This is a genomic window from Bacillota bacterium (genome assembly GCA_024655925.1).
Lineage (GTDB): Bacteria > Bacillota > DTU025 > DTU025 > JANLFS01 > JANLFS01.
Window position 1 is genome coordinate 1 of sequence record JANLFS010000050.1, and the last position, 22,758, is coordinate 22,758.

At 60.8% G+C, this 22,758-nt stretch carries 19 protein-coding genes and 1 riboswitch; of the genes, 11 read left to right on the forward strand and 8 right to left on the reverse strand.

Translation table 11 applies throughout. From position 1 onward, the window contains the following. Window positions 1-310: 310 nt before the first annotated feature. The 3 genes from NUW23_09065 to NUW23_09075 all read right to left on the reverse strand — a co-directional run bounded on the left by NUW23_09065 (window position 311) and on the right by NUW23_09075 (window position 2,247). Window positions 311-457 carry a hypothetical protein gene (locus NUW23_09065; protein MCR4426321.1) on the reverse strand — a complete coding sequence of 49 codons (147 nt, stop codon included), beginning with the start codon at window positions 455-457 and terminating at the stop codon, window positions 311-313. 168 nt (window positions 458-625) lie between these two features. Beyond that, window positions 626-1,201: a flavodoxin family protein gene (locus NUW23_09070; protein MCR4426322.1), complete on the reverse strand. Its 576-nt coding sequence runs from the start codon at window positions 1,199-1,201 to the stop codon at window positions 626-628. 65 nt (window positions 1,202-1,266) lie between these two features. Continuing rightward, complete coding sequence (locus NUW23_09075) at window positions 1,267-2,247, reverse strand: cation diffusion facilitator family transporter (protein ID MCR4426323.1); 981 nt, start codon at window positions 2,245-2,247, stop codon at window positions 1,267-1,269. 66 nt (window positions 2,248-2,313) lie between these two features. Continuing rightward, window positions 2,314-2,414, reverse strand: a riboswitch (NiCo riboswitch). A 293-nt stretch (window positions 2,415-2,707) separates the two neighbouring features. Between NUW23_09075 and NUW23_09080 the strand changes: the two genes are divergently transcribed. From NUW23_09080 to NUW23_09130, 11 genes are all read left to right on the forward strand, one after another. Continuing rightward, a complete protein-coding gene (locus NUW23_09080; protein MCR4426324.1) occupies window positions 2,708-3,592 on the forward strand; it encodes a PhzF family phenazine biosynthesis protein in 885 nt (294 codons plus the stop codon). Window positions 3,593-3,887: 295 nt separating this feature from the next. Then, window positions 3,888-5,570 (forward strand): alkaline phosphatase family protein, encoded by a 1,683-nt coding sequence (locus tag NUW23_09085; GenBank protein MCR4426325.1) that lies wholly within the window; start codon window positions 3,888-3,890, stop codon window positions 5,568-5,570. 235 nt (window positions 5,571-5,805) lie between these two features. Then, on the forward strand, window positions 5,806-6,138 hold the full coding sequence (locus NUW23_09090; protein ID MCR4426326.1) for a MerR family transcriptional regulator: 333 nt from the start codon (window positions 5,806-5,808) through the stop codon (window positions 6,136-6,138). Between the two features lie 66 nt (window positions 6,139-6,204). After that, entirely contained in the window at window positions 6,205-8,118 is a 1,914-nt protein-coding gene (gene dnaK, locus NUW23_09095; protein ID MCR4426327.1) for a molecular chaperone DnaK, read from the forward strand. Window positions 8,119-8,155: 37 nt separating this feature from the next. Continuing rightward, window positions 8,156-8,611: an Hsp20/alpha crystallin family protein gene (locus tag NUW23_09100; GenBank protein ID MCR4426328.1), complete on the forward strand. Its 456-nt coding sequence runs from the start codon at window positions 8,156-8,158 to the stop codon at window positions 8,609-8,611. Window positions 8,612-8,702: 91 nt separating this feature from the next. Beyond that, complete coding sequence (locus tag NUW23_09105) at window positions 8,703-9,323, forward strand: nucleotide exchange factor GrpE (protein MCR4426329.1); 621 nt, start codon at window positions 8,703-8,705, stop codon at window positions 9,321-9,323. Between the two features lie 27 nt (window positions 9,324-9,350). Beyond that, entirely contained in the window at window positions 9,351-10,280 is a 930-nt protein-coding gene (locus tag NUW23_09110) for a J domain-containing protein (protein ID MCR4426330.1), read from the forward strand. Window positions 10,281-10,311: 31 nt separating this feature from the next. Then, a complete protein-coding gene (clpB, locus tag NUW23_09115) occupies window positions 10,312-12,918 on the forward strand; it encodes an ATP-dependent chaperone ClpB (protein MCR4426331.1) in 2,607 nt (868 codons plus the stop codon). Window positions 12,919-13,131: 213 nt separating this feature from the next. Beyond that, window positions 13,132-13,725 (forward strand): sigma-70 family RNA polymerase sigma factor, encoded by a 594-nt coding sequence (locus NUW23_09120; protein ID MCR4426332.1) that lies wholly within the window; start codon window positions 13,132-13,134, stop codon window positions 13,723-13,725. Further along, entirely contained in the window at window positions 13,722-14,303 is a 582-nt protein-coding gene (locus NUW23_09125) for a zf-HC2 domain-containing protein (GenBank protein MCR4426333.1), read from the forward strand. The genes NUW23_09120 and NUW23_09125 overlap by 4 nt, the downstream gene beginning before the upstream one ends. Beyond that, on the forward strand, window positions 14,304-16,700 hold the full coding sequence (locus NUW23_09130) for a CHAT domain-containing protein (GenBank protein MCR4426334.1): 2,397 nt from the start codon (window positions 14,304-14,306) through the stop codon (window positions 16,698-16,700). Here NUW23_09130 and rlmD read toward each other — a convergent pair. The 5 genes from rlmD to gatC all read right to left on the reverse strand — a co-directional run bounded on the left by rlmD (window position 16,681) and on the right by gatC (window position 22,598). Next, window positions 16,681-18,057, reverse strand: a complete 1,377-nt coding sequence (gene rlmD / locus NUW23_09135; protein ID MCR4426335.1) for a 23S rRNA (uracil(1939)-C(5))-methyltransferase RlmD — start codon at window positions 18,055-18,057, stop codon at window positions 16,681-16,683. The genes NUW23_09130 and rlmD overlap by 20 nt on opposite strands. Before the next feature lie 95 nt (window positions 18,058-18,152). Further along, window positions 18,153-19,271 (reverse strand): alanine dehydrogenase, encoded by a 1,119-nt coding sequence (gene ald, locus NUW23_09140; GenBank protein ID MCR4426336.1) that lies wholly within the window; start codon window positions 19,269-19,271, stop codon window positions 18,153-18,155. Between the two features lie 71 nt (window positions 19,272-19,342). Further along, the gene (gene gatB / locus NUW23_09145) at window positions 19,343-20,803 is read right to left on the reverse strand and encodes an Asp-tRNA(Asn)/Glu-tRNA(Gln) amidotransferase subunit GatB (protein MCR4426337.1); all 1,461 of its coding nucleotides are present in this window, start codon (window positions 20,801-20,803) and stop codon (window positions 19,343-19,345) included. Beyond that, a complete protein-coding gene (gene gatA, locus NUW23_09150; protein ID MCR4426338.1) occupies window positions 20,803-22,293 on the reverse strand; it encodes an Asp-tRNA(Asn)/Glu-tRNA(Gln) amidotransferase subunit GatA in 1,491 nt (496 codons plus the stop codon). The genes gatB and gatA overlap by 1 nt, the downstream gene beginning before the upstream one ends. Next, complete coding sequence (gene gatC, locus NUW23_09155; protein ID MCR4426339.1) at window positions 22,290-22,598, reverse strand: Asp-tRNA(Asn)/Glu-tRNA(Gln) amidotransferase subunit GatC; 309 nt, start codon at window positions 22,596-22,598, stop codon at window positions 22,290-22,292. Before gatC ends, gatA begins: the two co-directional genes overlap by 4 nt. Window positions 22,599-22,758: the final 160 nt, after the last annotated feature.

Here is a 22,758-nt window from a genome sequence, read left to right on the forward strand (position 1 = left end):
GGCACCAGGGCGATGCTCGGGGTTCACCCTCGAATCCTTATACCTGGCGAGAAACTCGTCCAGACCGAATACCTTTGCCGAGTAATCGAACAACTGCTCAAGCCTGTTCATCCTTCCCCGCGCCTCCACTGTGGTGGGTGTGTCGATTGATTTCGACTTGAGGCGCGGGGATTCTTTTTGCCTTTGGGTGTGGGAACTAGTCCCTCGGCTGACTTATCTGATTCGAATGCCTGCTAAGACATCTTTTGCGAAAGTCCAACCATCCCTTCCAGTCACTCCCGGATCATCGCCGCCAACATCTCCACTCCAGTTAGCTCTCATGCCTTGCGGAAGTGCTGGGCCAGCGTCGAGCGGTATCAAGGTTTACCGTTCCAGTGATGTACTCTATATCGACAGCAACCAAACATAGGGCGAAGCTCTCGGCGGCATCGGGAATGGCCCGGTCCTTTCTTCTCATGTCACGCACAGGACCTCCTACTACTCCACCACGGCGTTCACAGGCTGACGGAGATCCCTCGAGACCAGGGGTCCATCCGGGCACGGCAACCCTCACTTCCCGAGCACGTTCTTTGTGCCGATCCGATGCGTGAACCAGTGTGGAAACCTCAATAGGGGGGCGCTCAGGTCACGCGTTCAGTTTCCTGAGGACGAACGACATGTTGCGGGCCAGAGACTGAAGCGTGGCTATGCCTTCGGTATCCGCGTCGACCTCCCCCGGTCTGAGGCCGAAGGCAGCATTCCAGTAGGATGCACAGGGGATGACCATCTCATTGATTCCGAAGAAGAAGTTGATTGCGGCATAGACGAAATTGGATCCAGCTCTGCGAACCGCGATGACTGGTGCCCCCACTTTGTGCCGGAGCATGCACCCGTTGGCCCTCGCCACGAATCCAAGTCGGTCTATCAAGGCCTTGGTTTCAGATGTCACATTGGAGAAGTACACAGGGGTTCCTATGATTATCCCATCCGCCGCGTCCGCGGCTGCGATGAAATCGTTCATACAGTCATCGTCCTTCGCGCACCTGCGGTTCTTGGCCTTGAAGCAAAGGCGGCACGCGGTGCAGCCGTGCACCAGCGAACCGCCAACTTGCACTATCTCGCCGTCTACTCCCTCATCCGCAAGACCGGACAACACAATCTCCAGAGCTCGTCTGGTATTCCCGCGAGGATTCGGGCTCCCGTTGAACGCGACAACCTTCATGTCCTTGCCTCCGCCGCTTCTTGAATGCCTTCAAGCAGAGTGATTCGACACCGAAGCCATGTCTCCTACCCCCGGGTCAGGGATTCGTCCCCTGGCAGCGACGGCCCAAGAACGCCGCCGACCCCACCATGCCCTTCTGAATCCTCGGAATGCACGGTCTCTGGATCGATGTGAACCATCACTCCAGTCACGTGCCGGCACGCCTCCGCTATGGCTCTTTCGACCCGGACCGATATATCGTGGCCTTCCACCACGGACAGAGTCGGGGCAACCCCAAGGCGCAAGTCCACGTAAAGATAGCCCCCGTACCGTCTGGTCGACATGAAGTGGATGTCCTCGACTCCCGGGACAGACATAGCCGCCCGTGTCGCGGCTTCTATCGTTTGGGGGTCCACCTGCGCATCCATCAGTTCGTCCACGGAGGCCGCAAAGATCCGCACACCCATCCACGCGATAAACGCGCCAACCACGAGACCAGCGACGGGGTCCAGCACTGGATATCCGAGCCTGGCGCCTAAGATCCCAAGAAATGATCCGACGGACGAGAGGGCGTCCGACCGGTGGTGCCAGGCCTCGGCGACAACCGCGGTGCTCCGGATCCGCTTGCCCGTGGCCACTGTCACCTGGTACATGACCTCTTTGAGGACGATAGAGATGACCGCCGCCCAGAGCGCAATGACCCCCGGCTCCCCGTATCCTCCCGTCCGGATAGTGCGGTAAGCAGAGAGCGCGATAGACAGTCCCACGCCGATCAAGGTTATCCCCACGAGCTTCGCCGCCACGGACTCTGCCTTCCCGTGGCCGTAGGGGTGCCCCGAGTCCGCCGGACGCTTCGACACGCGCAGGCTTGCAAGAACCCCTGCAGTCGCCAAGATGTCCGAGGCCGAATGCACCGCGTCCGCCACCATCGCCCTGGAGCGGCCCACTATGCCCGCCAGCAACTTGGCAAGTGCGAGGGCTATGTTGCCCACCATGGTCGCGACCGACACCCTCTCGCCCGCCTTGAACCTCTCTTTCGCCGAGAGGTCGAGAGTCTCACCAGTCAACGAAACACACTCCCCATCCAGCAATCATACGCCGACACAGAAACGGCACCTGCGGGACGTCTCTCGTACAGTCCCGCAAGTGCCGGATGGACACTTGCTGCCCCAAGGGGCCCAGCCCCATCTCTCCGGGATCCACCCGGGGAGATCGCCTGCTCCAATCGGATACTTATCTCATCGTGACGCGCTGCACGAGTCAAAGCCCTGCAGCCAGCAGTGGGCTCAGCCCATGTCAGATCCGGTTACAGAATACACGAGACCATCATCCCGGTCAAGGCACGGGCTCACTCACATAGTCCCCTCACATGATCTCGCGCGACATGCCTACACAATTCTGGTGTTCATACGCCTCCGCTGCCCGGGGTCAACCAGGACCCGGTACCATTCTATTCCCCAAATCCAGTTTTGCCCCCACGCCATAGCCATGATATGCTCGAACTGAGGACTTTAAGGGGGTAGTACCATGGGTCGCGTGTTTCATCTGGTCGATGTTTTCGCGGAGTCGCCACTCTCTGGGAACCAACTCGCCGTCTTCACGGATGGCGAAGGCCTTTCGGCATCGGAAATGCAGCGGATTGCCAGGGAGATCAATTTCTCGGAGACCACGTTCGTAACTGGCGGCCCCGACGCGAACGGCGGGGTTCCTGTCAGGATCTTCACTCCAGCCGAGGAAGTCCCATTCGCAGGCCATCCCACGCTTGGGACTGCATATGTGATCAGGGAGATCATGGGTCTTGGGCGGGATGAAACTGTTCTGAACTTGGCCGTCGGTCCGATCCGCGTCGTCGAGCGGACCTCGGGCGGGACATCGCGCCTGTACATGACGCAGAATTCTCCAACCTTCGGAGAGACCATGACCGCCGACGAGGCCGCGTCCCTTCTGGGATTGGAGCCCGGCGACGTGAGGGACGACCTCCCTGTGCAGGCAGTCTCCACAGGGTTGCCCTTCTTCATTGTCCCGCTGAGAAGTCTCAAGGCTTTGCAGCGAGCGTGGATCTCTTCCCGGTCCACCGCCCGGGATCACCTGGCTTCCAGAGATGCTCAGCAGGTGCTGGTCTTCACCACCGAAACCCATGACCCAGAGTGTCAGCTCAGCGTCAGGGTGTTCTGCCCGGACCTCGGGGTGCTCGAGGACCCAGCGACCGGGAGCGGGAATGGTTGCCTTGCCGGCTACCTAGTGCACCACAATGCCCTACAGTCCGAAGAGATTCGCGTCGTGGTGGAACAGGGGATGGAGATCGGGCGCCCGTCCCGCCTCTACCTCGAGGCCGAAAGAGCACCCGGAGGCGGCATCATAGTCCGCGTGGGCGGCCGTGTGATCCCCGTCGCATGCGGAGAGTGGTACTGAGCAGCCGGTCGGGCCAATCTCCGGCCATTATTGCGGGTGCCATCGCCATGCATCTATGTATCATGCTCAGGCTCTACCACTCCTCCTTAGTTGCCCTCTCGGCAGGGCATTTCGCCGTCCAACCCCGGACTGCCCCGCGCAACCACGTCCCACCATGGATGGTGCCTTTCTCCCAGGCCAGGCAGTGGCATCATTTCACCAAAGGTGATCCGAATCCCGCGGAGAACCAGGTAAAGGTGGTCAACGTGGTATGATGGGCCAACCTCGGCTTGGTACCCCGGGAGGAGGATGCCGAATGGATGGAACCGCGAAAAGCGAGCGCGTTCGCTTGCTCACATTCACGCTTGTCTTCGCAGTGGTTTTCTCGGCTCTGCCCGGGCATGCTCTCGCGGCCGGGGCGGCGCCGGAAGGCGCCGCGGGCGCGGCCCACGCTCCGTACCTCATCATTCACCTCGATGCCGTCTCGTCCCACACCTTCTTCGATGAGTTCGATTCCGGCAGGCTTCCGCACATTGCACGAGCTTTCGACGGAGGGACTGTCGTCCGTAACGCACTGTCGCTCTTTATCGGGGGGACGGAGATGATCTACCCCAGGCTCAAGAACGGCGGGGTAAGTGAGGATCCCTACCCGATCGCGTGGGAGACCTACGACCGGTCCTCCCAGACTAGCTCCCGCCGGCTCGAGACCGCGCGCGAGCTTTACTCGTACGTCCCGCGTTACGCCAGAAGTCAATTCATGCACGGTCTGCCTGTGACAGAGTACCTGTCCGGGGTTGCCGTGCTGAACGTGCCGAGGCTTCTCCGGGAATACGCCTTTGTTGAGGTGTTCTGGTTTTCCACGGACACGTGGGGTCATGTGTTCGGCGACGAGCCCCAGAGGGCCAGCGTCAGGCTTCTCGACAGGTTCTTAGGCGAGATGATGGCCAGCCTCCAAGGTATGCCTGTCAACCTCATACTGTACGGAGATCACGGGATGTCCTTCTTCGAGCGGTGGGTCGACACCGACGGCGCAGTCTGGGAGGTCGCAGGTGATGGGATACAGTTCTACTCCTACCCCAACCTGTACTTGGCCGACCCGGCGCGATCGGGCGAAGTGGCCCGTGAACTTGCTGCAAGAGATGAAGTGGATTTTGCGTTCTATTGGAAGGACGAATCCACCATCGCAGGATGGCACGAGGGAGGCAAGGTCTTCTTTACGAAGCACGCTTCTGGGGTGGCCTACCGGTTCGAGGGGGAAGACCCGTTTGGGTACAGCTTGTTCGGGTACCGAGGGGAAGCCCTCTCCGACCAGGAATGGCTGGACCTTACCTACCAGTCCTCCTACCCTGCCGCTCCAGTCAACTTGTTGAGGTATATGTCGAACCCTCAGGCCGGTGACGTTGTGGTGGTAGTGAACCCCCCGAAAGGGCTGAAGACCACCGCCGGCCTGGAGGGCACTCATTGCGGCATGGCGGACACGGACTTGATGGTGCCGGTGCTCCTCAAAGGCCCGGACCTCGACGGCCGGGAAGTGCCAGACCCCATGTGGCTGCACACGCTTTACCGTGAGGTGCTGGAGATAGACCCGAGGGCAGACGGATCGCCGAACCGGGAGAAACACTCCATCCGGCTACGCGCCGGCCTCACGACTGACGGGCCGCGCGCGGTGCCTGAAGTCACCTACTCTCCTGCCCGCCGGTTCCGCGCCAACGCAACTGGGCTGCCCGGGGATTGGGAGGCCTTTGTCGAGTATGATCTGTACACCAGTTTCAACATGCGAGTGTGGACGGGATTGGGGATCGAGGGAGGCGAGTCCGGAGTCAATCCAATCGGCACCGCACGCGTTGAGCTCTTTCTTGATCGCCTATCTCTGAGTGTACTCGCGATCCTCTCTCCAGAGGGGCACAAGACCGTGTCCAAGCTCAGCTACGAACTGGACGGCGGAGTGAGCCTCGAATGGACACTGCCCGGCGAGTTCGGGCTGTCGCTAAGCCTGTGACATTCTCCCCATCATCAACTCATCTTTGACCGGGGCACCCGTGTGTGCCCCGGTTCTCCTTTTTCTTTCATGGTGTGGCCGGAACGTGGAGGGATAGAATATTGACGACGGCCGCGCAACCATGTTACCTCAAGGATATAACTTTTTTATATTTCAACGCATAATATTATTGACAGATCCATCGCAGCAGATCTATACTGAGTACCGGAGAACGCGATCTCGAGGTGAGCAGAGCTTGAAGCTTCACGGTCCCGATGAACCTGTCTACACCATCAGCGTGGCCGCTCGTCTTCTCGGGGTCAAGGCGCAAATGCTCAGGATCCTCGAACGTGAAGGGCTCCTACAGCCCGCACGGACCGAGGCCAACATACGCCTCTACTCTGAGAACGACCTGCTCCGCCTCAAGAGAATCTGCTTTCTCGTCCGGGAGGAAGGGGTGAATCTCGCCGGGGTCAAGATGATCCTGGACATGGAATCACGTGACGGGAATGTATCCATCAGGTACAGCCGTATGCAATCTCGTACCGCGCGAGACGCCTCTCGCGACCCCGAGACGGGCGAGGACTGATCAGGCGTTTCTGCCGCTGATCAACTATGCCGAGAGCGCGACGAATTTGGAAGGGAGAAAAGCTTCATGGGCAAAGTTGTGGGGATTGACCTTGGCACTACCAACTCCGTGATCGCGGTGATGGAAGGCGGCAAGCCGACCGTTATCGTCAACGCCGAGGGCTCGAGGCTCACGCCGTCAGTGGTCGGATTCACCAAGGCAGGCGAGCGGTTGGTGGGGCAGTTGGCCCGAAGGCAGGCCGTGCTCAACCCCGAGAACACCGTCTTTTCGATAAAGCGGTTCATGGGGCGCCGGTTCGACGAGGTGGAGGAGGAGCGTGGGCGCGTCCCCTACCGTGTCAAGGCTGGATCGAACTACGAGGCCAGGGTGGAGGTGCCTGCCACGGGCAAGGATTACCCGCCCGAGGAGATCTCGGCCATGATCCTGCAGAAGATGAAAGCTGACGCTGAGAAGTACCTTGGTGAGCCGGTCACCAAAGCCGTCATCACAGTGCCTGCCTACTTCAACGACTCTCAGAGGCAGGCGACCAAGGACGCCGGGCGCATCGCCGGCCTTGAGGTTTTGAGGATAATAAACGAACCTACAGCGGCGGCACTCGCCTACGGGCTCGACAAGAAGACAAATGAGACGATCCTTGTCTGGGACCTGGGAGGAGGCACGTTCGACGTTTCGATTCTCGAGGTCGGAGACGGAGTCTTCGAGGTCAAGTCCACTTCCGGTGACACTCACCTGGGCGGAGATGACTACGACCAGAGGATAGTCCAGTACATCGCGGACGAATTTCAGCGGGAGCAGGGCATCGATCTGCGACGGGATCGCCAGGCACTACAGCGTCTGATCGAGGCGGCCGAGAAAGCCAAGATCGAGCTTTCCCAGGTTGTGGAGACCTCAATCAGCCTGCCGTTCATCACGGCAGACCAGACTGGTCCCAAACACCTGGAAACCAGACTCACCCGTGCGAAATTCGAGGAGCTCACAGCTGACCTCACCGAGCGGTGCATGAAACCATTCAGGCAGGCCCTGGCCGATGCCAAGTTGTCCGCGGATGATCTGGACGAGGTCATCCTGGTGGGCGGAGCCACCCGGATGCCGGTGATACAGGAACTCGTTCGCAAGCTCACGGGCAAGGAACCGCACCGTGGTGTGAACCCCGATGAAGTCGTGGCTGTTGGAGCGGCGATCCAGGCAGGCGTTCTCGCTGGCGAGGTCAAGGATGTGGTGCTACTCGACGTCACCCCGCTGTCGTTGGGCATCGAGACCTTGGGTGGCGTAACCACCAGGCTCATAGAGCGCAACACCACGATCCCGACCAGGAAGAGCCAGATATTCACGACGGCCGAGGATGGGCAGTCCGCAGTGGAGATCCATGTTCTTCAGGGTGAGCGCGAATTTGCCAGGGACAACCGCACCCTGGGTCGGTTCCAGCTCCAGGGCATCCCACCGGCGCCGAGAGGTGTGCCGCAGATCGAGGTCACCTTCGACATCGACGCGAACGGCATCGTGAACGTGACGGCCAAGGATCTTGGAACAGGCAAGGAGCAGAGGATCACCATAACGGCGTCCACTCAGCTGACCAAGGACGAAGTCGACCGGCTAGTTCGGGATGCTGAGAGATACGCAGCAGAAGACAAGAAGCGCCGTGAGGAAGTCGAGCTGAGAAACCAGGCAGACACCCTGGTCTACCAGACCGAGAAGACCCTCCGCGACATGAGCGACAAGATCAGCCCGGAGGATCGATCAAAGGTCGAAGCTGAACTCGAGAAGCTCAAGAAAGCTATTAAGGAGAATGACACGGCCTCGCTCGCCCGGTTCATGGACGAACTTAGGCAAGCTTCCTACCGGATGTCTGAGGAGCTGTACAAGAGATCCGCAGGCGCAGATGCCGGGCATGAACCCAGAGCGGCGAAGGAGCAAGGCGCGGGGAATGACGAGGAAGTCATAGACGCAGACTTCAAGACGGTGGATGGGGACAATAAGTGAGGTCAATACGCCATCAATTCGAACGGAGGTGTGAACAATGACCCTCATGAACTGGGATCCTTGGCGTGACCTGGCCGAACTCAGAGGGGCAGTGAACAGATTGTTCGAGGAGAGCCTCACCCGAGCTCCGGGTGAGCGAAGGGGGGATCTCGCCGGCGGGAACTGGCTGGTCCCAGTGGATATCATCGAGACTCCCGAGGAATTCGTTGTCAGGGCTGAACTCCCCGGGATGCGGCTTGAGGACATCGACATCACCATGGTCGAGGATCAGCTGACCATCAGAGGCAAGCGCACCGAGGAGAAAGAGGAGAAGGGCCGCAACTACTTGCGAGTCGAGAGGCGCACCGGGAGTTTCTATCGCACCCTGAACCTCACGGCCCCCATCGCGGGGGACCGGGTCCGGGCGACCTACAAGGCTGGGGTTCTCGAGATTCACCTTCCCAAGGCCGAAGACATCAAGCCCAAACAGATCAAGGTCGAAGTCCAGGACTAGAGTTGTCCGCATGCGTGGCCTGGGGCGGGGGCGGGGTGTCCCGCCCCCGCCTCACCTGCACCCAGAAGTCGTTCGGAAGCGAACACATTACATGAGTGGTGGTGTTCTTGTGATGACCGATGAGCGCAACCGCCCGGAGGAGGAGCAACACAATGAGGCCCTCCGGGAGGAACCGACGCAGAAAACGCCGCCTGAAGTGGAAGGCGGGAAACAGAGCCCCGATGCCCCCAGTTCTCCGGAGGAACAAGGGCCCAGTGTGGCTGAGAGGCTTAGCCAGGCTGAGGCGAAGGCCAACGAGAATTGGGACCTCTACCTCAGGGCGCGCGCCGACTTCGAAAACTACCAGCGCCGAACGGAACGGCACCTCGCCGCCAGCATTCGCGCGGGCAAGAAGGACCTCATCTTGAGGATCCTTGCGGTGGTCGACGACTTCGAGCGCGCCATCGCGGCGCAGGCCGACCGCGCAGCGCTGGTTGAGGGTATACAGATAACTCTCAGGAAGCTGATGGCAGCGCTGGCCGCCGAAGGTGTAGAGCCTATCGAAGCCGTGGGCAAGCCTTTCGATCCGTGCCTGCACGAGGCGGTTGCGGCGTGCGACGACCCCGCAGTCACTGTGGAGACCGTGGTGGACGAGTTGCTCCGTGGTTATACCTACGAGGGCGAACTCCTGCGGCCAACACTTGCTCGTGTCGCCAGGCCGAACAAAGACTAACCACCCGGCCTGGCCCGGGGGTGCCGAATGGAATTCAGAGACTACTACAAGATACTGGGCGTCAGGAAGGACGCCTCTGAAAAAGAGATAAAGGCCGCCTACCGGAAGCTCGCTCGGAAGTACCACCCGGATGTCAACCCCGGAGACCGAGCGGCTGAGGAGAGATTCAAGGAAATAAGTGAAGCGTACCAGGTGCTCTCCGATCCCGAGAAGCGGTCGCGCTACGATAACCTGGGGGCCAACTGGCAACATTACCAGAAGGCTGGTCCAGACACTTCGTGGTTCGGACCACGCAGGCCGGGACAGACGGGATACCGCCGCGCGACGTTCACCTTCGGTGATTTGTCCGACGCGGACTTCAGCGACTTCTTCAGGCAGTTCTTTGGGGACTTCGGGGGCCTGGGCGACAGCGAGGTATTCCGCACAAGGCCGGCTCAGACTCGCGATGCCGAGCATGAACTCGAAATCAGCCTCGATGAGGCGTACCTTGGCGGAGAACGCTCTCTGGAGATAACAGATCCTTCAGACGGCTCCACCCGGCGCATAGTCGTCACTATCCCCGCAGGAATCCGCCCAGGCGCGACACTCAGGGTGGCAGGTGAAGGGCCCATGGGTTCGCGAGGCAGGGGCGATCTGTACCTCAGGATTGCCGTCAGGCCTCATCCGAGGTTTGAACTGTCTGGAGACAACATCAGAACTGAGGTCAGGGTCCCTCTGACCCGGGCGGTCTTAGGCGGGGAAGTGCAAGTTCCAACTCCCGGAGGAGGCAGGGTGGCCGTCACGATTCCCCCTGAGACCCAGAACGGGCAGGTCCTGAGACTCCGGGGCCAGGGCATGCCTGTGCTCAAGAGCGGCCGGCGCGGTGACCTCCTGGTCCGCGTCACAGTGGAAATGCCCAAGAACCTTACTGACCAGGAGCGCGATCTCTTCAGGCAGCTCGCACGGACTCGACCTTAGGGCGGTGTTTCCACCTAAAGGAGGGATACGATTGAGGCTCGACCGGTTGACTGTGAAATCACAGGAGGCCATACAACGGGCGAAGGCTATCGCGGAGGAGCGGCAACACCAGTACATTGAGCCTCTCCACCTTCTAGCCGCCCTCGTGGACCAAAAAGAAGGAATCGTCGTGCCCATCTTGGGCAAACTCGGCGTTGCAGCTGCCGCAGTGGACCGCGAGATCGAGACGCAAATGGATCGGGTTCCCAAGGTGTACGGGCAGGAGCCCGGACAGTACATCTCGCGGAGCACCGAGCGCATCTTGGACGCCGCGACCGCGGAAGCCGACAGGCTGCGAGACGATTATGTGAGCACCGAGCACATACTCCTCGCCCTAGCTGCGGACGACAGTCCGGCCGGGGTCGCCCTGCGCTCGCTCGGGGTGTCTCGTGATTCCATCTTCCGCGCACTTGCGGATGTGCGTGGGACGCACCGGGTTACTGACCCGAATCCCGAGGAGAAATACCAGGCGCTCGCAAGGTACAGCCGCGACTTGACCGACCTCGCGCGTCGCGGTGATCTGGATCCGGTGATTGGGCGGGACGATGAGGTGCGCCGGGTGATACAGGTCCTGTCCAGGAGGACCAAGAACAACCCGGTCCTGATAGGGGAACCTGGCGTTGGGAAGACCGCGATCGTGGAAGGGCTCGCCCAGCGCATCGTGGCGAAAGACGTTCCGGAAGGGCTGCGCGACAAGCGTCTGGTCGCCCTCGACCTCGGCGCCCTCATAGCAGGCACCAAGTACCGGGGCGAGTTCGAGGACAGGCTCAAAGCCGTCCTTCGAGAAATCAGCGAGGCGCAGGGGCAGATCATCCTCTTCATCGACGAACTCCACACCCTGGTGGGCGCGGGCGCAGCGGAGGGAGCGATCGACGCGTCAAACATGCTCAAGCCCGCCCTGGCCAGGGGCGAACTGCGGTGTGTCGGCGCCACGACGATAAACGAATACCGTAAACACATCGAAAAGGACGCTGCGCTCGAGAGGCGGTTCCAGCCGATCATGGTGTCCGAGCCGTCCGTCGAGGACACCATCGCGATCCTGAGGGGGCTGAAAGAGAAGTACGAGGTCCACCACGGCGTGCGCATCAAAGACTCTGCCCTGGTGGCCGCGGCGGTGCTTTCCAACCGGTACATCACTGACAGATTCCTGCCTGATAAGGCCATCGACCTCGTGGACGAGGCGGCGTCGCGGTTGCGGATCGAGATAGACAGCCTGCCCGCTGAGATCGATGAAATCCAGAGGCGCATCGTGCAGCTGGAGATCGAGCGGCAGGCCATGGAGAAAGAGGAAGACCAGGCCTCACGGGAACGTCTTGACCGGATCCTCTCCGAGTTGGCTTCCTTGCGCGAGCAGGCCGACGCGATGAAAGCCCACTGGCAGCAGGAGAAGGACGCCATTGGGCGGATCCGCGCGGTCAAGGAGAGAATCGAGCAGACGAAGCTCGAGGAGCAGGCGGCAGAGCGCGCCGGGGACCTAGCACGGGCCGCAGAACTCCGGTACGGCGTCCGGCTGGACCTCGAGAAACAACTCGAACGGGCCAACCAGGCCGTCTCGGACTTGCAGAAGGGCCGACGCTTCCTCAAAGAGGAAGTAGAAGAAGAGGACATCGCCGAAGTGGTTGCCAAGTGGACGGGAATCCCCGTCTCAAAGCTTCTGGAAGGTGAGACCCAGAAACTGCTCCATATGGATGCCCTGCTCGCACGGCGAGTCGTGGGACAGGACGAGGCCATCAGGGCGGTATCCAACGCAGTCAGGCGGGCGAGGTCCGGGCTTTCCGACCCCAACCGACCGATCGGATCTTTCATCTTCCTCGGGCCGACCGGGGTCGGAAAGACTGAGCTTGCGAAGGCCCTGGCTGAGTTCTTGTTCGATGATGAGCGGGCGATGATCAGGATAGACATGTCCGAGTATCAGGAGCGTCACACTGTTGCGAGGCTGATAGGGGCACCTCCGGGGTACGTAGGGTATGAGGAAGGTGGGCAACTCACGGAGGCCGTGCGTCGTAGGCCCTACTCAGTGGTTCTCCTAGACGAGATCGAAAAGGCCCATTCCGAGGTCATGAACGTACTTCTCCAGTTGCTCGATGACGGCCGGCTCACCGACGGTCACGGCCGCACTGTGGATTTCCGCAATACCGTCGTAATAATGACGTCCAACCTGGGGAGCCACTACATCACCGAGTTGGGAGGCGGAGACGACGAGGAGATGAGAAGGCTTGTCCTCGACACTCTCCGCGCTGCTTTCCGGCCTGAATTCCTGAACCGCATCGACGAGGTCATCATCTTCAACCGTCTTGGGCAGTCAGAGATCGAGCGGATCGTCGATATCCAGCTGAACATGGTGGCGAACCGTGTCCGAGACCGTGGGTTCTCTATCACGTGGACCCCAGCGGTCCGGCAGTTCCTGGCCCAGGCGGGCTTCGACCCAGTGTATGGCGCCCGGCCGCTCAAAAGAGCGGTCCAGAGGCACCTCGAGAACCCACTCTCCCTCGAGGTTCTCAAAGGTAGGTTCGGGAAAGGAGCAGATATCCGGGCGGATGTTGACCCCACCGGAGAGTCCATCCAGTTCAATACCGTGAATGAGGAGGTCCGGGCCTAGCCCGGACCTTTTTCAATTCTCCAGTGCCATCTAGCATCAGCTGCCCCCCTGCCCCGCCTCGCGTGGGAACTCCATCCACTCTCATCCGTCTCAATGCGTGTGGGGTTGGGTGGACTGCGCACCGCACTGTAATAAAGAATATTGCATCAACCGGCCTTGAGCAGGAGTTTCCATTCTGACAAGGAATACTCCACCATACAGGGGGCGATTGGCATGGGGACCTGCTCTCAGGATGTCGAGGGGCTGATTGCGCAATGTGCCGAGGGTGAAGCTCTCGCTTGGCAAGAGCTGGTCTCGAGCTATGCGCCCTATGTCTATTGCATCATCACCCACCTTTTTGGGTCCGCCGGCGAGAGTGCTGACGACATTTTTCAGGCAGTCTTCACCAAGCTGTACCTGAATCTCGACAAGTTCGACGGGCGCAGCAGTTTCCGCACTTGGTTCACCACGCTTGTGCGGAACGTGTGCATCGACTACATGAGGTCTCACAGGGCTATCACGGCCCGGGAGAGCCTGTCGCCGCTTCCCGACGGGGCGGATACGCTCTCCGAGGAGACGCTGTACGATCAAGAGATCGCGGCGCTCGCCGAGAGCCTCGACCTCAAGCTCGCCATGGCCGAATTGCCCCCGGAGGCCAGGCGTCTCCTTTATCTCCGCTTCTACCGCGATCTCTCTTACTCCGAGATTGCCAGGCTCACAGGCCGGCCGGAGAACTCCATCTCCGTCATGGTGGCAAGGACCCTTGCCCGTCTCAGGCGAATCCTCTCCCGTGATCCCGAAACGCAGCAAGGAGGTTGTTCAAGTTGACCTGCCCAGATGAGAATGTTCTCGCATTCTACGCCTTGGCTGCTCTCGACCCAAAGCGGTCGTCACAGATCACAGCGCATCTCGCCGAGTGCCCCTCTTGCCGCCATGAGACCGAACGCCTGTTGGGTCTTGCGCGCGCGCTCCGGGGAACACTTCCATGGCGTGAGCCTCCCAAGTCAGTGGTTGCGGACGCGATACTCTCATCCGGCCCCCGTGCGGGCCGTGCCCTCTCGCAGCATGGAGAGCCCTCAGCTGCCCTGAGCTGGACCAAGATCCCCGCAAAGGCCACCCGGGCGCGAGAGGGAGCTCCCCCCGACGGATCCAGCATCCGAGCGGCCGTCGAAGGCGACTGCATCCGGGGACAGGTTTTCGATCTTCCCGGTGAGGATGCGACAGACGTGACCGTCTTACTTGTGAATGAGTCAGGTCATGTGGTCAGAGAGACTCAGGCAGACAGGCTGGGGTGCTTTGAGTTCCGAGGCGTCCCGGCAGGGGTGTGCACTATCCTCGCCGACTGCCGGGGGCGGTTCGCCGTGGAACAGATTGAGCTGGAAGTCGCCAGCGACGCAAGGCGGTGAATGGCCACGTACTCGCGCGAGGAGGAACTCGAGCGACTCCTCTCCGAAGGCCGCGCCAGAGAGGTCTTGGTTCTCGCGTCCGAACTCGAAGCCCAGTACAGGGCTGCAGGGGACAAACCCGGCGTTGCCGCCGCACAGCTTGTGGTTGCACAAGCCTATTCCCAGCTGAGCCAATTTGACGAGGCTATCTCCTCCTACCGGACCGCCCAGAGAGTCTTCCAGTCGATTGGATCGGCGGAGCAAGCCGCCCGGGCCGACATGGGCCTGGGCGATGTCTTTTTGGCAAGGACCGACTACTCTTCGGCGTTCGAATGCTATTCGAAGGCCGGCACGGCGTTCCGAGCTCTTGGCCTTGTACGCGACCTCCTCATGTCTCGCCTCCGGGAGGCCCAGGCCTTGATGTTCTCAGGCGACTTCGACCGGTCACTTTCACTGGCAATCGAATGCAGGCAGAATGCGCTGGACGCCCGGGACGACGCGGCAGTGGCCAAGGCAGACAAGATCCGGGGCACCGTTCTCTGGTACCAGGATGAATACCAGTCTGCACTGACAGCGTTGGAGCAAGCGCGCTCGAGGTTCAATGCCCTGGGGATGGTGAAGGACGCCGCGGCGTGTGACAACAACATGGCGCTCATCTACTGGAAGCTCAACCTCCACCAAGAAGCCCTCGATTTGTTTGTACGGGCGCGAGGGGCTATGGCGGCAGCAGGCATGCGGATGGAAGCCGCAACTGTCGACCTCAACATCGGCCTGGTGTCGATGAGCATGCGGAACTACGAAGACGCCCTGACACACCTCGAATCCAGCGATGCAGTGTTCAGAGAGCTTGGAGTACGGGCGAAGTCCGCGTGGGCTCGGTATTACCGGGCGAAGATCCATCTGGAGCTCGGTCAGCCTGAGGAAGCCTTGACGCTTCTGGATGCGGCGCGGGAGGTCTTTGAGGCGCAGGGCGTGGAAGTCTACTACCGCCAGGTAGACATATTGCGTGCCCGGGCCCTTTTCGACCTCGGTAGGCATGAGGAGGCGCTTTCTCTATACGAAGCCTCTCTGGAGTGTGGGATTCGCCACAAGGTCCCAGACATGATCTTCCCGTCTCTCTACGGGCGCGGTTGCGTCCTTGCCCGGTGCCTTCCCGAGCAGGCATATCGGGAGTTCGAAGCTTCGATAGACGAAATAGAAGGCATCCGTCTGGGCCTGGACAGGGATAGGCTGAAGACCGGATTCGTGTCAGACAAGATGCAGGTATACGACGCCATGATCTCTCTCTGCTTGAGGACCGGGCGGATCAGGTCCGCCCTGGATTACGTAGACCGAGCGAAAGCCCAGTCGATGCGAGATCTCATGGCCTGCGGACGCATGCACGGACACGACATCCGTCTGGGGAGCCTCGAGCGTCTCACGGCGGACGGAGCCTTGATCGAATACTGGGTATCCGGCGACAGAGTGATCGTGTTCGCCCTCACCGCGGACGATCTGTTCGTTCACGACGACCCGACCGCCGCCCGGAGTCTGGCCCAGGCAGCGGCGTGGGTCTCGCACGACATGTGGATCATGGAGACATCCACCCCCGACTTCATCCGCCGGAACCTGAGCCAGCTTGTCTCTTCGTTTCAGGAGCACTCGCGATGCCTGTACGAGACGCTCTTCGCCCCTCTCCGGTGCAGGCTTCCTGGGGTGAGCCGGCTGTTCATCGTCCCTCATGGCCCTCTCCACTATCTCCCTTTCCACGCCCTCTTCGACGGCAGCCGCTACCTTGCTGACTCTTACGAGGTCTGCTACGGTCCAAGCGGGCGGATTCTGAGTTCGTGCATGGCTTCCGAGAAACGAGCAATGAGAAGCTGCCTGGTAGTGGGTGTACCTGGGGATGACCTTCCGTTCGTTCAGGCGGAATGTGAAGCAGTGGCGAAGTGTTTCGGCGAAGCCTCCCTCGTGCTCTCTGGGGAAGAAGCGACGAGAGAGCGAGTTCTCAACTCGTGCGGCAGCTTCGACGTTATCCATCTGGCAGGGCACGGGGCTTTCCGGGGCGACAACCCAATGTTCTCCGGAATAGCACTCCACGATTCGGACATCACTGCGTCGGACGTGATGGGGCTTGCGCTCTCCGCGTCCCTCGTCACTCTATCCGCCTGCGACTCAGGCAGAGCGAGAGTCCTCTCCGGCGACGAACATCTCGGGTTCGTGCGCGGGTTTTTCCAGGCGGGAGTATCCTCTCTCGTGGTGAGTCTGTGGAAGGTGAATGATGAGTCCGCGAGCATGCTTGTGGGGAGGTTCTATGAAGGGGTTCGAGCAGGCCTCCCTGTGGGGAAGTCCCTGCGCAGCGCGGAGCTCTCAGTGAAAGAGGAGCTTTCCCACCCGTACTACTGGGCGCCGTTCGTCCTCATCGGGGATCCGGGGTAATCAGGGCAACCGCCTCCACGTGGGAGGTGTTCGGGAACATGTCCAACGGCTGCACGGACCTCGTCCGATACCCCAGCTCGTTCAGGAAACCCAGGTCTCTGGCGAGCGTCTCGGGATCACACGATACGTACACCGCGCGGGACGGCTTCATCTCCGCTGTAGCAACAAGGACCTCCCTATCGCATCCTGCCCGCGGGGGATCCAGAACCACCACATCGGGCTTGAGGCCACGGGCCATCAAGTCACCGAGGATCGTTTCGGCGCGTCCCGCGATGAACTGGGCGTTGCCAACCCTGTTGGCGCGGGCGTTCACCCGCGCGTCCCGCACCGCCTCCTGCACCGCCTCCACACCCACCACATGCGCACAATCCCCCGCAAGGCAGATGGACATGAGTCCCGTGCCACAGTACACATCGAGCAAGGTCTCGGTGCCTGTGAGTGACGCGCTGGCTTCGACCGTATCGACCAGCCGCTCCGTCTGAGCCAGGTTTACCTGAAAGAAAGACTCCGCCGAGATGATGAACCGCCGGTCCCTCACGCACTCCGTGATAGTCTCCCGGCCGTGGAGGAGTGAAGCTCGCCCGAGCCAGTTAGCTCCCTTTCGCGCAGGAGAGACCGCGACATGCACAGAGACGATACTGGCCTTCAGATGTGCGAGGCTCCGTGCGACCGCATCAAACCCAGACAAGTCCCGAGAGGCAGTCACGAGGATGACCATCACTTCTTTGGTGCATGAGGAGACTCTCACCGCAGCATGGTGCAGGCTTTCGGGGCCTACCCGGATCCCTGACCCTTCGGGGCTGTTCAGGACCTTGCGGAGAAGCTGGCCGGCCTCATTCACTTCCCCCATCGCAAGCCCGCATAGGTCCACGTCCACCACCAGGTGTGTGCCTGCCGGCCTGAACCCCACAACCCTGGTCCCGTCCGCTTTCTCGTCCAGTGCGAACTGGACGCGATTGCGGTACCCATCGATAACCGGCGCAGGCAGACACGGTGCGACGTCGACATCTGCAATGTGCCCGATCCGTCGGAAGGCCTCGCGAACTCTTCGAGTCTTGAACGAGAGTTGGGCATGGTAAGCCACGTGCCGGAGTTGACATCCGCCGCACCTGCCGAAAGAGGGACACCCGGGGTCCACCCGAACCTCTGACGCCCTCTCAACCGAGACCAACTTAGCCACGGCGAAAGTCCTGCGCACCTCTGAAACCCGGACCAGTGCCAGGTCCCCCGGAACTGTGCCCGGAACGAACACCGCGAGTCCGTCCGCCCGCCCCACCCCGGCGCCATCGTGGGCAACCCCGGTCACCTCGACTGAAACGACATCTCCGGGCACGAGAGGAGCTCTGACTCTCGCCAAGAGACCACCTCCAGATGAGCTGGAAAGCGCGGCTGAACCCCGCACCGCGAGGCGATGCGAGGTCCAGCCTTGAAGCCAACGGCTTTTCACGTGGGTTACGCCATGGCCTGTTCGAGGGGGACATACTCCATCTCGTGCGCCTCCGCTACAGCCTTGTATGTCACAACCCCGTTTATCACATTCACGCCCTTCGCGAGCGCTCGATCCTCGCGGATCGCAGCGGCATAACCCTGGCTGGCGATCCGGACTGCATACGGCAGCGTTGCGTTGGTCAGGGCGAAAGTGGACGTGCGCGCAACCGCCCCAGGCATGTTTGCGACAGAGTAGTGGACAACCCCGTGTTTTACGTACACCGGGTTGGAGTGGGTGGTCGGGTGATCAACCGTCTCGACGCACCCACCCTGGTCAATCGCGACGTCCACTATGACTGACCCGGGTTTCATCGTCTTGACCATGTCCTCCGACACGAGCCTCGGAGCCTTCGCACCGGGGATGAGGACGCCGCCTATCAGGAGATCAGCGGACTTGACAGCCTCAGCGATGTTGTATGTGTTGGACATCAAGGTCTCCACAGTGCCTCTGAATATGTCATCCAGGTAACGCAGGCGGTCGGCGGCTTTGTCGAGTATCGTCACACGCGCGCCCATGCCCACCGCCATCTTGGCGGCGTTGGTCCCGACCGTCCCTCCACCGATGATGACAACCTCGGCCGGGGGCACACCGGGCACTCCACCTAGGAGCATACCTCTGCCCCCGTGAACCTTCTCGAGAAAATGCGCACCAACCTGGACGGACATCCGACCTGCAACTTCGCTCATGGGAGTGAGGAGAGGCAAGGACCCGTTGTCCAGCTGGATGGTTTCGTACGCTATGGAGACGATCTTCTTCCTCATGAGCATGCGGGTAAGCTCGGGCTCAGGGGCAAGATGCAGGTACGTGAAGAGGATCTGCCCTTCGCGGAACAAGTCATACTCGGCGGGCAGCGGCTCCTTGACCTTCATGATCATCTCTGCCTCGGCAAAGACGTCATGTGCCGTCGGAGCGATCCTGGCCCCCGCTGAGATATACTCCTCGTCCGATACTCCGCTTCCAACCCCGCCGCCCTTCTCGACTATCACTGTGTGCCCGAACTTCACGAGTTCAGCCACACCGGCCGGAGTAATAGCTATCCGGTTTTCGTTGTCCTTAATCTCCTTGGGAACGCCGACTATCATTGAATCCTACCCCCTATGTCCGCCCGGGCATTATCCAGATTCGGATAGTTCATTTCGTCACCAAGTCCGAGTTACCTTCCGGTTCCCTCTGCAAGCCTCTCTCGGAGGATCCTGTTGGTTGCCTCCGGGTTCGCACGTCCTCTGGTTTCTTTCATGACCTGCCCTACCAGGAAGGTCAATGCCTTCTCCTTGCCACCACGGAAGTCAGAAACCGGACCTGGGTTGGCCGCGATCACCTTATCAACCACAGCCACCAGCTGTGCTTCATCGCTGATCTGCACCAGTCCTCGTTCCCGGACTATCTCCTCTGGACTTCTACCTGTGCCGAAGATGTCCTCCAGGACGGACTTCGCGATCTTCCCGCTGATTCGTCCAGTCTTGATCAGCGAAAGCGTCTCGACAAGGTGGGAAGGGCGAACCGGGCAAGACTCGAAGTCTCCTCCCGAAGCGTTCAAAGCCGCGGACAGCTCCCCCAGCATCCATTTGGCGATCTCCCGGGCGTCACCGCCCAAGCCAACGGCCTCCTCGAAGAACCTGGTCATGGCCGGGGAATCTGCTATCAGGCCCGCGTCATACTCGGGGATTCCGAGCTCCCGCACGTATCTCCCGCGCCTCGCGTCTGGCAGCTCCGGCATAGACTCTCGGATGGACTCGACCCACTCCCGCCCGATTTCGAGCGGCACGAGGTCAGGCTCTGGGAAGTACCGGTAGTCATGGGCTTCCTCCTTGCCCCTCATCCTTACCGTCTCACCGCGCTCGTCGTCCCAGTGCCTGGTCTCGCGGGTAACGTGCTCTCCAGATTTGAGGAGCGCTATCTGCCGGGCGGCCTCGAACTCTATAGCCCTGTGTACTGCACGAAAGGATGCGATATTCTTGAGCTCGGTCTGGGTGCCAAACTCGCTCGCTCCCACAGGCCGGACTGAGACATTGGCCTCGCACCTCATGGAGCCTTCCTCCATCTTGCAGTCGGAAACCCCGATCGCCAGCAGAACCGAGCGAAGCTTGTTCAAATAGGCGCGGGCTTCGTCGGCGGACCGCATGTCCGCCTCGGACACTATCTCCATGAGGGGAATCCCGGCGCGATTGAAATCCACCAGCGAGTGGGTGGCGGCAATTATGTCCTCCCCTGCGTGAAGTGACTTCCCGGTCTCCTCCTCAAGATGGACACGGCGTATGCGGATACGTTTCTGCTCCCCGTCCACGTCGATGTCGAGGTACCCGTTCCTCCCAATAGGCAGGTCGTACTGGGATATTTGGTAGTTCTTTGGCAAGTCCGGGTAGAAGTAGTTCTTCCGGTCGAACTTGCTGAACTCCGCAACTTGGCAGTTGAGAGCAAGTGCGGTCCTGATCGTGAACTCCAGCGCCCGCTTGTTGAGTACAGGGAGGACACCCGGCATCCCGAGACAGATTGGACATGTCTGGGTGTTGGGGGCCGCCCCGAACCGGGTCGGACACCCGCAGAACACCTTGGATTCAGTCAAGAGCTCAGCATGGACCTCGATGCCCACGACGGTTTCGTACTCTGATGCCACTACGCGTCCCTCCTTCCGGCCACGGAAGGCCTCATATCCGCGATGCCAAGCGCCCCTTCCAAAGTGTGCGCGATCCGGATCAGGGTCCCTTCCTCGAAGAGTCTGCCGACGAAGTGGATCCCGCAAGGAAGCCCGGATGAGAACCCGCAGGGCACAGAGACCGCCGGGGCGCCAGTCAGGTTCGCGGTTATGGTATAGATATCGGAAAGGTACATGGCGAGAGGGTCCTCTACCCTTTCCCCCAGCTTGAATGGGACAGTGGGCGATGTCGGAGACACCACGCAGTCGCACCGCTCGAAGGCATTCGCAAGGTCCTGTCTGAGCAGGGTTCTGACCTTGAGGGCCTTGAGGTAGTAGGCATCGTAGTAACCGGAACTCAGGGCGTAGGTGCCCAACATGATCCGCCGCTTGACTTCCGGCCCGAATCCCTCGCTTCTGGTGCGCTTCATGAGGCTGACCACATCCTGACTCCCTCTTGCGCGCAGTCCATACCTTATCCCGTCGTACCGCGCCAGGTTCGATGAGGCCTCAGCCGGGGCGACGAGGTAGTAGGTGGCGAGGGCATATTCCGAATGGGGCAGTGTCACATCGATCACTTCAGCTCCCAGGCCTTCCAGGGCCCTTACCGCCCCCTCCACCAAAGACCGCACCTCAGGGTCCATTCCCGGCCCGAAGTACTCGCGGGGCAGGCCGATCCTGAGCCCACGCACGCCTCGGTCGAGGAATCCTGTGTAATCCGGGGCCGGCTCGGACACGCATGTGGAGTCCATTGGGTCCGGGCCGGCAATCACATTCATCACCATTGCGCAATCCCGGACATCCCGGGTCAGAGGCCCTATCTGATCGAGCGAGGATGCGAAGGCCACAAGGCCGTACCTGGAGACCCTGCCGTATGTGGGCTTGAGTCCCACAACACTGCAGAAGGAGGCGGGCTGCCGGACGGACCCCCCCGTGTCAGAGCCAAGTGCAGCCACAGCCTCGCCGGCGGCGACGGCTGCCGCCGAGCCTCCGCTCGAGCCGCCGGGGACCCGGCTTGGATCCCATGGGTTCCTGGTTGGGTGGAACCTGGAGTTCTCGGTGGAGGAACCCATGGCGAACTCGTCCATGTTGGTCTTTCCGATCATCACCGCGCCGCCATCGACCAACCTCTTGACGACAGTAGCATCGTAGGGAGGTACGAACTCGGAAAGTATGGCCGAGCCGCAGGTGGTGGGAATCCCCCTGGTGCACATGTTGTCTTTGATGGCTATGGGGATCCCAGCTACAGGGCTGATGGCGCTCCCTTGCCGCCTGGCGTCTCTGATCATTCGATCCGCCTGCCGCGCTCGGGCAAGGGCTTCTTCTTCCGGCGCGAGGTTGAGGAACGACTGAATCATCCCTTCAGTCTCTTCGATCCTCTCCAGCACCGACCGGGTGATCTCCTCTGAGGAGACCTCTCCGTTCTCGAGCAGGTCGTGGAGTGCGTGCATCGTCATGTCGCAGAGTCTCACTGGCTGTCTGCCTCCTCTGTGTCCACTATGCGAGGAACCCTGAAGAACTCCCCATGCCTGTCTGGGGCGTTCGCAAGCGCCTCGCCCTGTGGAAGAGACGGGCGGGCAACATCCTCCCGGAACACATTCACAATCGGAAGGGCGTGTGCTGTGGGCTCCACACCTTCCGTGTCAAGTTCCGCAAGCTTGTTCACGTAGTCGATGATTTTGGAGAGTTCAACCCCGATACGCTCAAGGTCGTGGCCGGAAAACGCCAGCCTCGAGAGGTTCGCCACGTGTTGCACCTGTTCCCTGGATATGGTCATCTCAACCACCACCTTAGACTGTCTGGCCAGCCCTTTTCACCAGTCCGGCGAATTCGTTCTCCGACAGAACAGTAACGCCGAGCTCCCTCGCCCGGGCGAGCTTGGACCCGGCGTCCTCACCTGCGACAACATAGTCAGTCTTCCTGCTCACGCTGGAAGC